Source organism: Serratia sp. MMO-28 (assembly GCF_037199905.1).
GTDB classification, from domain to species: domain Bacteria; phylum Pseudomonadota; class Gammaproteobacteria; order Enterobacterales; family Enterobacteriaceae; genus Chania; species Chania oryzae.
In genome coordinates this window covers 44,375-59,038 of sequence record NZ_JBBCVB010000010.1, presented here as the reverse complement: position 1 = coordinate 59,038, position 14,664 = coordinate 44,375, and the positions used below count along the sequence as shown (strand labels likewise).

Genomic DNA, 14,664 nt, shown 5'->3' with positions numbered 1-14,664 from the left:
TTAATCATCTTATGCTCTCTTGATTATCATCCAGCACGGCCATTGCCGTGAACTTGTGTACTAGTAAACTAGTTTGGGAGTGTAAAGTCAACCCTCTTTTCACACAACAGCTTAGCGCCAAGCATGAAATCTTGTCATTAAACAGGAGTAGGTGGAAGGGCGTTGGGGCTGAAGGCGAAGGGATAATAGATTTCCGTCTAGCCTACTATAACGGTTATGATAGAAAGCCAAGCCATTGCAGGACATCTCTTTTGACAGACAGTAGCCCACAGTCTTCCGCTTTTACCCTGTACGATCTCCACAGCCATACCACCGCCTCCGACGGTTATCTGACGCCGACGCAGTTGGTCCAGCGCGCAGTTGAGATGCGCGTTGGTGTGTTGGCGATTACCGACCATGACACTATTAATGGTTTGGCAGAGGCTGCTGCGGCGATCGTGCAGCAGGCGTTGCCGTTGCAGTTGGTCAACGGTGTGGAGATTTCCACCCTGTGGGAAAACCACGAGATTCATATTGTGGGCTTAGGCATGGACATTGCGCATCCCGCATTGACCCAACTGCTGGCCGAACAGACGCAGCGCCGCAACCTGCGAGCGCAGGAGATTGGCGTGCGGCTGGCGAAAGCGCGCATTCACGATGCGTTTGCCGGAGCACAGCAACTGGCGGGAGATGGCGCGGTGACGCGTGGTCATTTTGCCCGTTATCTGGTGCAAACCGGCGTGGCCGATAATCTGGCGCAGGTATTCAAAAAGTATCTCGCGAAGGGGAAAACCGGCTATGTTCCGCCACAGTGGTGTACAATAGAACAAGCTATTGATGTAATTCATCAATCCGGTGGGCAAGCCGTGATGGCGCACCCTGGCCGCTACGAACTGACGGCCAAGTGGCTCAAGCGTTTGCTGGCGCATTTTGCCGAAAACGGTGGCGATGCCATGGAAGTGGCGCAGTGTCAGCAGGCACCGCATGAACGCACGTTGTTGGCAAAGTATGCGCAGGATTACCAATTACTGGCGTCACAGGGCTCTGATTTTCATCAGCCCTGTTCGTGGATCGAACTGGGACGAAAGCTGTGGCTACCCGGCGGCGTTGAGCCGGTGTGGCGTGACTGGCCACAGCAGGCGAAAACCGCAGCCCAATAAGCTTTCGCGTTGCCAGCATGTATCATTTTCAGGAGTAACAGATGAGCCAGTTATTTTATATTCACCCAGATAATCCGCAGCAGCGTCTGATTAACCAGGCGGTTGAAGTGCTGCGCAAGGGCGGGGTGATTGTTTACCCAACGGATTCTGGCTACGCGCTGGGCTGCAAACTGGAAGAAAAGGCGGCGATGGAGCGAATTTGCCGTATCCGTCAGTTGGATGGCAACCACAATTTCACCCTGATGTGTCGCGATCTGTCGGAATTGTCGACCTATGCCTATGTGGATAACACGGCGTTTCGTCTGATTAAGAACAATACGCCGGGTAATTACACCTTTATTCTGAAAGCCACCAAAGAAGTGCCGCGCCGCCTGATGAACGACAAGCGTAAAACCATCGGCCTGCGTGTGCCTTCAAACCCTATCGCGTTGGCGTTGCTGGACGTGTTGAACGAGCCAATGATGTCAACTACGCTGATGCTGCCGGGCAATGACTTTGCCGAGTCCGATCCGGAAGAGATCAGTGAGCACTTGGGCAAGCAGGTGGATCTGGTGATCCACGGTGGTTTCCTCGGCCAGCAACCGACCACGGTGATCGATCTGACCGAGTCTGCGCCAGAAGTGGTGCGCGAGGGGGCGGGCGATCCTGCTCCCTTTCGATGAAGTGCCCGACGAAGGCGGTTCCAACCTCGGATAAAGCCTGTATAATGAGCGGTTGGTTTTAACCAAGAGATGACTTTTGTGGCCGCACTCCGCCGGAATGCGGCCACAGAATCCCCCCGACGCCTGTGAAGGCGACACTAGAGGTTGCTCAATGAGCGAGAAGTTACAGAAAGTTTTAGCGCGCGCCGGCCATGGCTCGCGTCGTGAAATCGAAACCATGATTGAAGCTGGCCGCGTCAGCGTTGATGGCAAAATTGCCAAGCTGGGCGATCGTGTCGAAGTGAATCCTGCGATGAAAATTCGTATGGATGGTCATGTGGTTTCTATCAAAGAATCCGAAGAAGCGGTGTGCCGCGTATTGGCGTATTACAAGCCGGAAGGCGAGCTTTGCACGCGTAGCGATCCCGAAGGCCGCCCAACGGTGTTTGATCGCCTGCCAAAGCTGCGGGGTTCGCGCTGGGTGGCGGTAGGGCGTTTGGACGTCAACACCTCAGGTCTGCTGCTGTTCACCACCGACGGTGAATTGGCAAACCGCCTGATGCACCCAAGCCGCGAAGTCGAGCGTGAATATGCGGTACGCGTATTCGGCCAGATCGATGACGAAAAAATCAAACTGCTGAGCCGTGGTGTGCAGTTGGAAGACGGCCCGGCGGCTTTTCGTACCATCACTTTTCAGGGTGGCGAAGGCATCAACCAGTGGTACAACGTTACCCTGACCGAAGGGCGCAACCGTGAAGTTCGTCGCCTGTGGGAAGCCGTTGGCGTTCAGGTCAGCCGCTTGATTCGCGTTCGCTACGGTGACATCGATCTGCCTAAAGGGCTGCCACGTGGCGGCTGGACAGAACTGGATTTAAAGGCGATCAACTACCTGCGTGAACTGGTGGAACTGAAGCCGGAAACCGTCAGCAAGCTGCCTGTTGAACGTGAACGCCGCCGTGTGAAAGCCAATCAGATCCGCCGTGCGGTCAAGCGCCACAGCCAGGTTGCAACCGGCAGTCGCCGCGGTGCACCGGGCAGCAAACCGGGTAAGCCTGCCAAACGTAGTTAAGATCTCCCCGCATAGCCCTGCCTGAACGGCGGGGCTAGCGCGTTCTGTTACCAATCGATCCCTTGCTGTGCTTTGATCCCAGCGTCAAACGCGTGCTTCACCGGCCGCATTTCGGTGACGGTATCCGCCAATTCCAATAAATCACGGTGGCAACCGCGCCCGGTGATAATCACGGTCTGATGCGCTGGGCGCTGATGCAACGCGGTGAGCAACTCTTCCAGCTCCAGATAGCCGTAGCTCACCATATAGGTCAACTCGTCCAACAGCACCAGATCCATGCTGCTGTCAGCCAGCATGCGCTTGCCATGCTGCCAAACGGCCTGACAGGCAGCAGTATCATTCTCTCTGTCCTGAGTTTCCCAGGTAAAACCGGTCGCCATGACCTGAAACTCTACGCCGTGCTGTTGCAGCAGGTTTTTCTCACCGTTTGGCCATTGCCCTTTGATAAACTGGATCACGCCAGCTTTCATGCCGTGGCCCACCGCGCGGGTGACGGTGCCGAAAGCTGCCGTGGTTTTGCCTTTGCCGTTGCCGGTAAATACCATTAATAAACCGCGCACGTCTTGAGCGGCGGCAATACGTGCATCCACCTGTTGTTTTAAACGTTGCTGACGCTGTTGGTGACGATCTTCAGCCATCTCAAGTAACTCCTTATTCGGCTGCGCCGGGTTTGCGGTTAGGTTGGGCATCAAAACTGATACCGGTCTTGCGACGGCTGTCATCCCCCATCAGATACAGGTATAACGGCATAATGTCGGCTGGGGTTTTCAACTTGCTTTTATCTTCATCGGGGAAAGCAGATGCGCGCATTTGCGTGCGAGTTCCCCCCGGATTGATGCAATTTACCCGCAGATTCCGAGTTCTATATTCGTCAGCCAAAACCTGCATCATGCCTTCAGTGGCGAATTTGGAAACCGCGTAAGCGCCCCAATTGGCACGGCCCATGCGGCCAACGCTGGAACTGGTAAAGATCAGCGAGCCCGAGCTGGATTTCAGCAGCAGCGGCAGCAGTGCCTGAGTGAGCATGAAGGTGGCGTTGACGTTGACCTGCATCACGTCTTGCCACATCGTCAGCGAAAGTTCAGCCATGGGGGCGATATCCCCCAGTAACCCGGCATTGTGCAGCACACCATCAAGACGCGGTACGCAGGCCTGCAATGCGTTGGCGATCTGCTGGCACTGTTCAGGCGTGGCCTGCAATAAATCGAGCGTCACAATGTGTGCGGGGGCACCACCGCCCGCAGCGATTTCCGCCTGTACCGCCTGCAGTTTGCTTTCTGTGCGCCCCAGCAGGATCAGTTGCGCACCAAATCGTGCGTAGGTCAGCGCCGCCTCGCGGCCAATACCATCACCAGCGCCAGTCACCAGGATAATGCGTTGATCGAGTAGGTCATGTTTCGGTTGGTAATGCACAATAGCTCCTCGCGCAGGGAGTGCCGGTAGTGATGAGTGTGTATCATCGGTTTGATTAATAATGCGTGTTATATGCCTGAAATGGATCGCATTTTCAATGATTAGCCCGCAGAATCGGCATTCTTTTGTAACAAAAACGGCTTGCTTGTCCCGGAGAGAAAACCATAGTGAAGTGGTCACATAAGGAATTTTCATTTGGCCGCGACAGCCGTAGCAGCAATTGGTTAAAATAAATCAAGATCATACTAACAACCTGTAAATAAAGGCGGAATCTGTGGAGTTTATATCTATTTACGGCCTTTTTCTGGCCAAAGTTGCCACGGTGGTGATTGCCATTGCTGCATTGGTATTACTGGCGGTCAGCCTGGGGCAGCGTAAAAATCAGCACAAAGGGGAATTACAGCTGACCGATCTGGGTGAGCAGTATCGTGAGATGCAGCGCGAGATGCGCCTGGCACGCATGGGGGCGGCGGAACAGAAAGCCTGGAGCAAGCAGTTTAAGAAACAAACCAAAGCCGATGAAAAACTGAAAAAACACCGTGCCAAGTCTGGTGCGGTGGAGGCCAGCAAACCTTGCCTGTATGTGCTGGATTTCAAAGGCAGCATGGATGCTCACGAGGTGACTTCACTGCGTGAAGAGATCTCAGCGGTATTGGCGGTGGCAACGGCGCAGGATGAAGTGCTGCTGCGCCTGGAAAGCCCCGGTGGCGTGGTACACGGTTATGGCCTGGCCGCGTCGCAGTTGGAGCGCCTGCGCAAAGGTGGCATCCGTCTGACGGTCGCCGTGGATAAAGTGGCTGCCAGCGGCGGTTACATGATGGCCTGCGTGGCCGATCGCATCGTGGCGGCCCCTTTCGCCATTATCGGTTCAATCGGCGTGGTGGCGCAGATCCCCAATTTTCATCGCTTGTTACAGAAGAATGAGATTGACGTTGAGCTGCACACTGCCGGGGAGTTTAAACGCACTCTGACGTTGTTTGGCGAAAATACCGAACAAGGCCGTGAAAAATTCCGCGAAGAACTGAATGAGACCCACCAACTGTTCAAGCAGTTTGTCCAGCAACAACGGCCTTCATTGGACATCGACAGCGTCGCGACCGGTGAACATTGGTTCGGCATCCAGTCGAAAGAAAAAGGGCTGATTGATGCGATAGGCACCAGCGACGATCTGCTGATTGCCGAGATGGAAAATCATGAGGTAATTGGTGTGCGCTATACCCGCCGCAAACGTTTGATCGATCGTTTTACCGGCAGTGCGGCAGAGAGTGTTGATCGCTTGCTGCTGCGCTGGTGGCAGCGCGGTGAGAAACCGTTGCTCTGAATCGCGCAAGAAGCAACCTCACGGGGGCTTCGGCCCCCGTTTTTCATGCTTCATCGGCCAGATGATATTTCTCGGAAAGCACATGAGCTAAATGTTTAAACATATTAAACACTGCGGTGGTTTTGGCGGTCGGCAGGCCATCGGCGTCTAAAAAGAATTCGCCGCGGAAAACCAGAACGTTGCTTTTTTGCTCAACATCGGTAGCGATCATGCCGTGCAGATAATCTTCGTGCTGGCGGATGATGTTATTTGCCTCTGCCAGCAGTGCTTCCCGTGCAATAGGCTGAGTCGTCGTTCGCATTTTATTACACTCCAGACAAAAAATTCTGCCGCTATTCTAACGCTGGTTCGCGTTTATCCGCAAACCGACTAAGGTTTACTTGCCATCTGGCGGGTGTCAATGGCAGGCAGTCATTAGCGAAATATCGCTTTCCGTGCTAATTAGGTTGCGTGTCATCTTTTATCAGGTACAGTGTGGGATTTTGTAGCTTCTGGTGGAAGGATTTGTTTACGCTTCGCGAGGCCCCGTGGGGGCAAGCTTCTGGGCGCGGGCGATAAGCAGACATCGATCGGTAATCTGTGGTTAGGTTGAGCAATTTGGCAACCATGAGAAAAAACAGGTTGATCTCTTGCCAGAGTGCCGCAATATAAAAAAGAGATACGAATTGCCGCGGTATGGCGAGATAAATGGCTTCTTTTTAGAAGAAATAAAATTAGGTAAAGGTAAATATGGGCAAAGCTCTCGTAATAGTTGAGTCCCCGGCAAAAGCCAAAACTATTAATAAATATTTGGGAAGTGACTACGTGGTGAAGTCCAGCGTCGGTCATATCCGTGATTTGCCGACCAGTGGCTCAGCCAGTAAAAAGAGCGCTGAATCAACCGAAGACAAAGCCAAGAAGAAAGTTAAGAAGGATGAAAAGACGGCGCTGGTCAACCGTATGGGCGTCGATCCTTATCATGGCTGGAAGGCGCATTACGAAATTCTGCCGGGTAAAGAAAAAGTGGTCGCCGAGCTAAAATCGTTAGCCGAAAACGCCGACCACATTTATCTCGCAACCGACCTTGACCGCGAAGGGGAGGCCATCGCTTGGCACCTGCGGGAAGTGATCGGTGGGGATGACAAACGTTTCAGCCGCGTGGTGTTTAACGAAATCACCAAAAACGCCATCCAACAGGCATTTAAAGCCCCGGGTGAACTGAATATTGACCGTGTTAACGCCCAGCAGGCGCGTCGCTTTATGGACCGCGTGGTGGGTTATATGGTTTCACCTCTGCTGTGGAAGAAAATTGCGCGTGGCCTGTCGGCAGGGCGAGTGCAATCGGTAGCGGTACGTCTGGTGGTGGAGCGCGAGCGCGAGATCAAAGCGTTCGTACCGGAAGAATACTGGGAGTTGCACGCCGATCTGCTGGCCAAGAATGAAACCGCGCTGCAGATGGAGGTCACCCATGTTCACGACAAGCCCTTCAAGCCGGTTAACCGTGAGCAAACCCATGCGGCAGTCAAGCTGCTGGAAAAAGCCCGTTATACGGTGCTGGATCGCGAAGACAAACCGACCAGCAGCAAGCCAGGGGCGCCTTTCATTACCTCTACGCTGCAGCAGGCTGCCAGCACCCGCCTGAGTTTTGGCGTGAAGAAAACCATGATGATGGCGCAACGCCTGTATGAAGCGGGCCACATCACCTATATGCGTACCGACTCCACCAACCTGAGCCAGGATGCGCTCAACATGGTGCGTGGTTACATTGTCGACAACTTCGGTGATAAATACTTGCCGAAAGCCGCGAACCAGTACAGCAGCAAAGAAAACTCGCAGGAAGCGCACGAAGCGATTCGTCCTTCCGATGTCAGCGTGTTGGCTGAGCAGTTGAAAGACATGGAAGCGGATGCGCAGAAGCTGTATCAACTGATTTGGCGCCAGTTTGTCGCCTGTCAGATGACGCCAGCGCAGTACGATTCCACCACCTTGACGGTGAAGGCCGGTGACTTCCAACTGCGTGCCAAAGGCCGTACGCTGCGTTTTGACGGCTGGACCAAGGTCATGCCGGCACTGCGCAAGGGTGATGAAGATCGTACCTTGCCGTTTGTTGAGATCGGCTCTGACTTGGATCTGCAAAAACTGATCCCAAGCCAGCACTTTACCAAGCCACCGGCGCGTTACAGTGAAGCATCACTGGTGAAAGAGCTGGAAAAACGTGGCATCGGCCGCCCATCCACCTATGCGTCGATCATCTCGACCATTCAGGATCGTGGCTATGTGCGGGTTGAAAGCCGTCGATTCTATGCGGAAAAAATGGGTGAAATCGTTACCGATCGCCTGGAAGAGAACTTCCGTGAACTGATGAACTACGATTTCACCGCGCGGATGGAAGATGGCCTGGATCAGGTCGCCAACAACCAGGCTGAATGGAAAGCGGTGCTCGATGGGTTCTTCGCTGAGTTCAGTGAACAGTTGGAAACGGCGGAAAAAGATCCGGAAGAAGGCGGTATGCGCCCGAACCAGATGGTGATGACCAGCATTGACTGCCCGACCTGTAGCCGCAAAATGGGGATCCGCACCGCCAGTACCGGCGTTTTCCTCGGCTGTTCCGGCTATGCGTTAACGCCAAAAGAGCGCTGCAAGACCACCATCAACCTGGTGCCGGAAGCGGAAGTGCTGAACATCCTCGAAGGGGATGATGCGGAAACCAACGCCCTGCGCGCCCGTCGCCGTTGCCAGAAATGCGGCACCGCGATGGACAGCTATCTGATCGATAACCAGCGCAAACTGCATGTCTGCGGTAATAACCCGGCCTGTGACGGTTATGAGATCGAAGAAGGCGAATTCCGCCTGAAAGGCTATGATGGCCCGATCGTAGAATGTGAAAAATGCGGTTCTGAAATGCACCTGAAAATGGGGCGTTTCGGCAAATATATGGGCTGCACCAACGAAACCTGTAAGAACACGCGTAAAATTCTGCGTAACGGCGATGTGGCACCACCGAAGGAAGATCCGGTTCCGCTGCCAGAGCTGCCGTGTGAGAAATCAGACGCCTACTTTGTCTTACGTGACGGCGCAGCGGGCGTGTTCCTGGCGGCCAACACCTTCCCGAAATCGCGTGAAACTCGTGCGCCACTGGTGGAAGAGCTGCGGCGCTTCAAGGATCGTCTGCCGGAAAAACTGCGTTATCTGGCCGATGCGCCGCTGGCTGACGCCGAAGGTAACAAGGCCATGGTGCGTTTCAGCCGGAAAACCAAGCAGCAATATGTCTCCTCAGAAAAAGACGGTAAAGCCACTGGCTGGTCTGCCTTCTATGTTGATGGCAAATGGGTTGAAGGTAAGAAATAAACCGGTCATGGTCGCTTTATCAGAAACCAGCCCAACGTGGCTGGTTTTTTCTTGGCTCAAGCAGGCTAGCAGGGCTTTCTTTACTGCTTTTTGCTCACTTGAAGAGCCGTTATTCATGCGAAATAATCGTTATTTCGCGGTGGCTCGGATCTATACTTGATACAGCAACATGATATAGTAGTTATATAAAAAATTTTTTTATGATTAAAGCTTATTAATAACGGCGTTTTCTTCATCATCTGGGCGAAATCACTGTGTTTAACGCTTTGGCGATTGCCCCCACCGGAACGACACCGAGATACCTGGCTGCGGCCTGCCGCAGTGCTTAACCTAGGACGGTATTAAGATATGAAATTGCAGCAACTGCGTTACATCGTAGAAGTGGTGAATCATAACCTGAACGTCTCTTCTACGGCAGAAGGCCTTTATACCTCTCAACCGGGTATCAGTAAGCAGGTGAGAATGCTGGAAGATGAGCTTGGCATTCAGATTTTCGCCCGCAGCGGCAAGCATCTCACTCAGGTGACGCCCGCCGGTTTGGAAATCATTCGTATTGCTCGTGAGGTGTTGTCGAAAGTCGATGCCATTAAGGCCGTTGCCGGTGAACATACCTATCCCGATAAAGGCTCGCTGTACGTTGCTACAACGCATACCCAGGCGCGCTATGCGTTGCCCAACGTGATTAAGGGCTTTATCGATCGTTATCCGCGCGTGTCGTTGCATATGCACCAGGGGTCGCCGACGCAGATCGCCGAAGCAGTCTCCAAGGGGTCAGCCGATTTTGCCATTGCCACCGAAGCGTTGCATCTGTATGACGATTTGATCATGTTGCCGTGCTACCACTGGAATCGTGCTGTGGTTGTGAAGCCCGATCATCCTTTGGCGGGAAAGAGCCACATCACCATTGAAGAACTGGCTGCTTACCCGATTGTTACCTATACCTTTGGTTTTACCGGCCGCTCTGAGCTGGACACGGCGTTCAACCGTGCCGGGCTGACGCCGCGCATCGTGTTTACCGCTACCGATGCTGATGTGATAAAAACCTATGTGCGCTTGGGATTAGGGGTAGGGGTGATTGCCAGCATGGCGGTGGATCCGGTACAGGATCCCGATCTGGTCACCGTGAATGCGAGCGATATCTTTACCTATAGCACCACCAAGATTGGCTTCCGCCGCAGCACCTTCCTGCGCAGCTATATGTACGACTTTATCCAGCGTTTCGCACCGCACCTGACCCGCGACGTGGTGGACACCGCCGTGGCGCTGCGCTCGAATGAAGATATCGAAGCCATGTTCAACGATATCAAACTGCCGGTGAAGTAATGTTTCCAACGGGCTGGTGCTTTACCAGCCCGCTCTCCTGCCATTCCCACCAGCCCGCCGTACTCTCTGCCATTATGTGCAAATCGTGTTGTTATAAAAATGTTAAAACTCAGTCTGTGTTATCTTTAAACAGACCTCAGTCATTACCCTGTTTTGACATAATAAAAATGGAGGAGCTATGTCACCCAATATTCGTGAAACAAGTATGGATAAGTTGGTGGTGCTGAATAGTGAGTATCACTACTACAGCTTGCCACTGGCGGCCAGACAGTTAGGGGATATCGACCGGCTGCCGAAATCAATGAAGGTGTTGCTGGAAAACCTGCTGCGCCATGTGGATGGCGATACGGTGCAGCAGGAGGATCTGCAGGCGATCGTCGGTTGGCTGCAAAGCGGCCATGCCGATCGTGAAATTGCCTATCGTCCGGCACGGGTGCTGATGCAAGACTTTACCGGCGTGCCGGCGGTGGTGGACTTAGCGGCGATGCGTGAAGCGGTACAGCGTTTGGGGGGCAACGTCGAGCAGGTAAACCCGTTGTCACCGGTAGATCTGGTGATTGACCATTCGGTCACCGTTGATGAGTTTGGCGATGACGGAGCCTTTGCCGAGAACGTGCGCATCGAAATGGAGCGCAACCACGAGCGCTATACCTTCCTGCGTTGGGGGCAAAAAGCCTTTAACCGCTTCCGCGTGGTGCCGCCGGGCACCGGTATCTGCCACCAGGTTAACCTGGAATATCTGGGGCAAACCGTCTGGCATACTGAAGAGAACGGCCAGCGTATTGCGTTCCCGGATACCTTGGTTGGCACCGATTCTCACACCACCATGATTAACGGTTTAGGCATTCTAGGCTGGGGCGTCGGGGGCATCGAAGCGGAAGCCGCCATGCTGGGCCAGCCGGTGTCGATGCTGATCCCTGACGTGGTGGGGTTCAAGCTTACCGGTAAACTGAGTGAAGGGATCACGGCCACCGACCTGGTGCTGACCGTCACCCAAATGCTGCGCAAGCACGGGGTGGTGGGTAAGTTTGTGGAATTTTACGGTGATGGGCTGGCGGATTTGCCACTGGCGGATCGTGCGACCATCGCCAATATGTCACCGGAATTCGGCGCGACCTGCGGTTTCTTCCCGGTGGATGATGTCACCCTGGGTTACCTGAAGCTGAGCGGCCGTAGCGCCGAGCAGATCGCACTGGTCGAAGCTTATGCCAAAGCGCAAGGCATGTGGCGTAAGCCTGGCGACGAACCGGTCTTTACCAGCACTTTGGCCCTGGATATGTCGACGGTTGAAGCCAGCCTGGCCGGGCCGAAGCGCCCGCAGGATCGCGTTGCCTTGCCGCAGGTGCCACAGGCGTTCAATGCGGCCACCGAGCTGGAGCTAGGTAGCCAGAAAGATAAGCTGGAGGGCAAGAGCTTCACGCTGAACGGCGAGCAGCATGAACTGCAGAGCGGCGCGGTGGTGATTGCAGCGATCACCTCTTGCACTAATACGTCTAACCCAAGCGTGATGATGGCCGCTGGCCTGCTGGCGAAAAAAGCGTTAGAGAAGGGGCTGAAGACGAAGCCCTGGGTGAAAACCTCGCTGGCTCCCGGTTCCAAGGTGGTCACCGAATATTTCAACAGCGCTAAGTTGACGCCTTATCTGAAGGCCTTGGGCTTTAACCTGGTGGGATATGGTTGCACTACCTGCATCGGTAACTCTGGGCCGTTGCCTGAGCCGATTGAGCAGGCGATCAAGGCGGCCGATCTGACCGTTGGAGCGGTGCTGTCTGGCAACCGCAACTTCGAGGGGCGCATCCATCCGCTGGTGAAAACCAACTGGCTGGCCTCACCGCCGCTGGTGGTGGCCTATGCGTTGGCGGGTAACATGAAGGTGGATCTCACCCGGGATCCGTTGGGCGAAGGGCATGATGGCAAGCCGGTCTACCTGAAAGATATCTGGCCAACCGGTAAAGAAATTGCGCAGGCGGTGGAAGAAGTTCGTACTGCGATGTTCCATAAAGAATATAGCGCGGTGTTTGACGGTGATGCGGAGTGGCAGTCGATCCAGGTTACCGGTTCGGCAACCTACCAGTGGCAGGCAGATTCCACCTATATTCGCCATCCGCCGTTTTTCAGCAGCATGAAAGCGCAGCCGGATCCGGTGCAGGATATCAAAAATGCTCGAATTCTGGCGATCCTCGCCGATTCAGTGACCACCGATCATATTTCGCCAGCGGGTAACATCAAGCGCGACAGCCCGGCAGGGCGTTACCTGAGCGAGCGCGGCGTTGAGGTGAATGACTTCAACTCTTACGGCTCGCGCCGTGGTAACCATGAAGTGATGATGCGGGGGACCTTTGCCAATATCCGCATCCGCAACGAAATGGTGCCGGGTGTGGAAGGGGGGTATACCCGCCATCTGCCGTCGCAAAACCAGATGTCGATCTATGATGCCGCGATGCGCTATCAGCAAGAACGGGTGCCGCTGGCGGTCATTGCCGGTAAAGAATACGGTTCCGGTTCCAGCCGTGACTGGGCGGCTAAAGGCCCGCGCCTGCTTGGCGTGCGTGTGGTGATCGCCGAATCCTTCGAGCGTATCCACCGTTCCAACCTGATTGGCATGGGTATTCTGCCGCTGGAGTTCCCACAAGGCGTAACGCGCAAAACGCTGGGGCTGACGGGGGAAGAACAGATCGACGTGAGTGGTTTGCAAGCCTTAACGCCGGGTCAGCGGGTGCCGGTCCGTATTACCTACGCCGATGGCCGACAAGAGGTAGTGAATACCCGTTGCCGTATTGATACTGGCAATGAACTGACCTACTACCAGCACGACGGTATTCTGCACTATGTCATCCGTAAGATGCTGTAAAAACAATCAGGGCGCCGTTCTGGCGCCCTGTTGATAACCGCTAATTATTTTTGGTCCAGCAAATGCCCCATTTTGGCGGCTTTGGTGGCGAGGTAGCGCTCGTTTTTAGGGTTACGTCCAACAATCAGCGGCACTCGCTCGGTGATGTTGATGCCAGCCTCGGTCAGAATCTCAACTTTTTTCGGATTGTTGGTCAGCAAACGCACGGCATCCACGCCCAACAGTTTGAACATATCAGCACACAGGGTGAAGTCACGCTCGTCTGCGGCGAAGCCGAGCTGGTGGTTGGCTTCTACCGTATCCGCCCCTTTATCCTGCAAGGCGTAGGCGCGGATCTTGTTCAGCAGACCGATGTTACGGCCTTCCTGACGATGATACAGCAGAATACCGCGGCCTTCTTCCGCGATACGCTCCAGTGCGGCCTCCAATTGAAAACCACAGTCACAGCGCAGGCTGAACAAGGCGTCCCCGGTTAAACATTCGGAATGCACGCGTGCGAGTACCGGCGTTTCGCCGGAAATATCACCGAACACCAGCGCCAGATGATCGTGCCCGGTTGCCAGTTCTTCAAATCCCACCATCAGGAAATCACCCCATGGCGTTGGCAGTTTGGCTTCTGCCACCCGTTTAAGCTGCATGTTACTCTCCACTGACGAGATCCCCTTGTTTGCGCGAGGGATCTTTTATTAAAACTGCATGATCCAGGCTTTGTTGTAGGGTGATGATATTACCCTTATTTGGCATAAAATGCGTTGCGAATGTGCGTTACAGCACAGGCCTACCTTGTTTACCAGGAAAGCCAGGTGCCGTTGGTTTCAGTGTAGCTCTTATGCGCTGGCAGTTGGGGGGACTTGATACCGGTTTCTGCGCACGTGGCGAGTGGGGGCTGTTGTGCGATGGAGTGGGTTTATGAACCGTGCTGTTATTCATTGAAGTAAATCGTTTTCTTGCTATACCCAAAATAATTCGAGTTGCTTGTAGGCGGCAACCGAATGAATCCCCAGGAGCTTACATCAGTAAGTGACTGGGGTGAACAAGGGCAGCCAACACCCAAGCAACTTGAAGTATGACGGGTATATCAATAATTGCTTATGGCGGAATGAGTTTGCGGTATTAATTGAAAGCGCGCCCTGAAGCAAAATAAAAAGCTTCAGGGCGAGATAATTAAGCGTGTTAATTCCCTGGTGTTGGCATGGCATCAAATGATTTAAATTTATGAATACGTTATATTCATAATTCCAAGAGTATGTTGAGGATTAAGCCATTTAATACTCGAGGTTTTTCCGCCGGAGAAATTGACATTAGCTGCATTGATCGGCGCTGTAGTATGTACTACTCTACCCTTATCGTTGTAACAGCCGATATCAACAGCACTTTGCGAGTTTTCAACCGTGCAACCGCCAGCAACAATTGCCCCTCTAAAATTGATGACGCCGCTTGAAGCGCTGTTCGCGAGAGGGATGTTGGTGAGTAAAAGGAGACTCATTGAAGCTGAAATGCAGGCGAGCTTGTAAGCGTTCATGGTACACCTCTTTAAGCAAGGAGGGCACATCCATGTAACATAAATACGAGCAGTCATT

Annotated in this window: 12 protein-coding genes; 7 read left to right on the top strand and 5 right to left on the bottom strand. The window is 53.8% G+C overall.

Annotation, left to right across the window (positions count from 1 at the left end):
• Nucleotides 1-251 precede the first annotated feature (251 nt).
• From rnm to rluB, 3 genes are all read left to right on the top strand, one after another.
• Nucleotides 252-1,139, top strand: coding sequence for an RNase RNM (gene rnm, locus WG891_RS10810; protein ID WP_337262370.1), 888 nt, complete (start codon nt 252-254; stop codon nt 1,137-1,139).
• Nucleotides 1,140-1,180: 41 nt separating this feature from the next.
• Nucleotides 1,181-1,801, top strand: a complete 621-nt coding sequence (locus WG891_RS10805; protein ID WP_337262371.1) for an L-threonylcarbamoyladenylate synthase — start codon at nt 1,181-1,183, stop codon at nt 1,799-1,801.
• A gap of 151 nt (nt 1,802-1,952) precedes the next feature.
• Nucleotides 1,953-2,849 (top strand): 23S rRNA pseudouridine(2605) synthase RluB, encoded by an 897-nt coding sequence (gene rluB, locus WG891_RS10800; RefSeq protein ID WP_337262372.1) that lies wholly within the window; start codon nt 1,953-1,955, stop codon nt 2,847-2,849.
• Between the two features lie 47 nt (nt 2,850-2,896).
• On the opposite strand, the gene cobO is transcribed toward rluB, so the two are convergent.
• Both cobO and WG891_RS10790 read right to left on the bottom strand, forming a co-directional pair.
• Nucleotides 2,897-3,487: a cob(I)yrinic acid a,c-diamide adenosyltransferase gene (cobO, locus tag WG891_RS10795; protein ID WP_337262373.1), complete on the bottom strand. Its 591-nt coding sequence runs from the start codon at nt 3,485-3,487 to the stop codon at nt 2,897-2,899.
• Nucleotides 3,488-3,500: 13 nt separating this feature from the next.
• Nucleotides 3,501-4,262, bottom strand: a complete 762-nt coding sequence (locus WG891_RS10790; protein WP_337262374.1) for a YciK family oxidoreductase — start codon at nt 4,260-4,262, stop codon at nt 3,501-3,503.
• Between the two features lie 274 nt (nt 4,263-4,536).
• Here WG891_RS10790 and sohB point away from each other — a divergent pair, with 274 nt between their 5' ends.
• Nucleotides 4,537-5,583, top strand: a complete 1,047-nt coding sequence (sohB, locus tag WG891_RS10785) for a protease SohB (RefSeq protein ID WP_156294393.1) — start codon at nt 4,537-4,539, stop codon at nt 5,581-5,583.
• Between the two features lie 43 nt (nt 5,584-5,626).
• Here the strand turns inward: sohB and WG891_RS10780 are convergent, their stop codons facing one another.
• Nucleotides 5,627-5,884, bottom strand: a complete 258-nt coding sequence (locus tag WG891_RS10780) for a YciN family protein (RefSeq protein WP_156294392.1) — start codon at nt 5,882-5,884, stop codon at nt 5,627-5,629.
• A 428-nt stretch (nt 5,885-6,312) separates the two neighbouring features.
• On the opposite strand from WG891_RS10780, the gene topA reads away from it, so the two are divergent.
• The 3 genes from topA to acnA all read left to right on the top strand — a co-directional run bounded on the left by topA (nt 6,313) and on the right by acnA (nt 13,084).
• Complete coding sequence (gene topA, locus WG891_RS10775; RefSeq protein ID WP_337262375.1) at nt 6,313-8,910, top strand: type I DNA topoisomerase; 2,598 nt, start codon at nt 6,313-6,315, stop codon at nt 8,908-8,910.
• Nucleotides 8,911-9,258: 348 nt separating this feature from the next.
• The gene (gene cysB, locus WG891_RS10770) at nt 9,259-10,233 is read left to right on the top strand and encodes an HTH-type transcriptional regulator CysB (protein WP_337262376.1); all 975 of its coding nucleotides are present in this window, start codon (nt 9,259-9,261) and stop codon (nt 10,231-10,233) included.
• Nucleotides 10,234-10,411: 178 nt separating this feature from the next.
• Complete coding sequence (acnA, locus tag WG891_RS10765) at nt 10,412-13,084, top strand: aconitate hydratase AcnA (protein ID WP_337262377.1); 2,673 nt, start codon at nt 10,412-10,414, stop codon at nt 13,082-13,084.
• Between the two features lie 44 nt (nt 13,085-13,128).
• Here the strand turns inward: acnA and ribA are convergent, their stop codons facing one another.
• Both ribA and WG891_RS10755 read right to left on the bottom strand, forming a co-directional pair.
• Entirely contained in the window at nt 13,129-13,722 is a 594-nt protein-coding gene (ribA, locus tag WG891_RS10760) for a GTP cyclohydrolase II (protein WP_076940198.1), read from the bottom strand.
• Nucleotides 13,723-14,297: 575 nt separating this feature from the next.
• Nucleotides 14,298-14,606 carry a hypothetical protein gene (locus WG891_RS10755; RefSeq protein ID WP_337262378.1) on the bottom strand — a complete coding sequence of 103 codons (309 nt, stop codon included), beginning with the start codon at nt 14,604-14,606 and terminating at the stop codon, nt 14,298-14,300.
• Between the last annotated feature and the right edge of the window lie 58 nt (nt 14,607-14,664).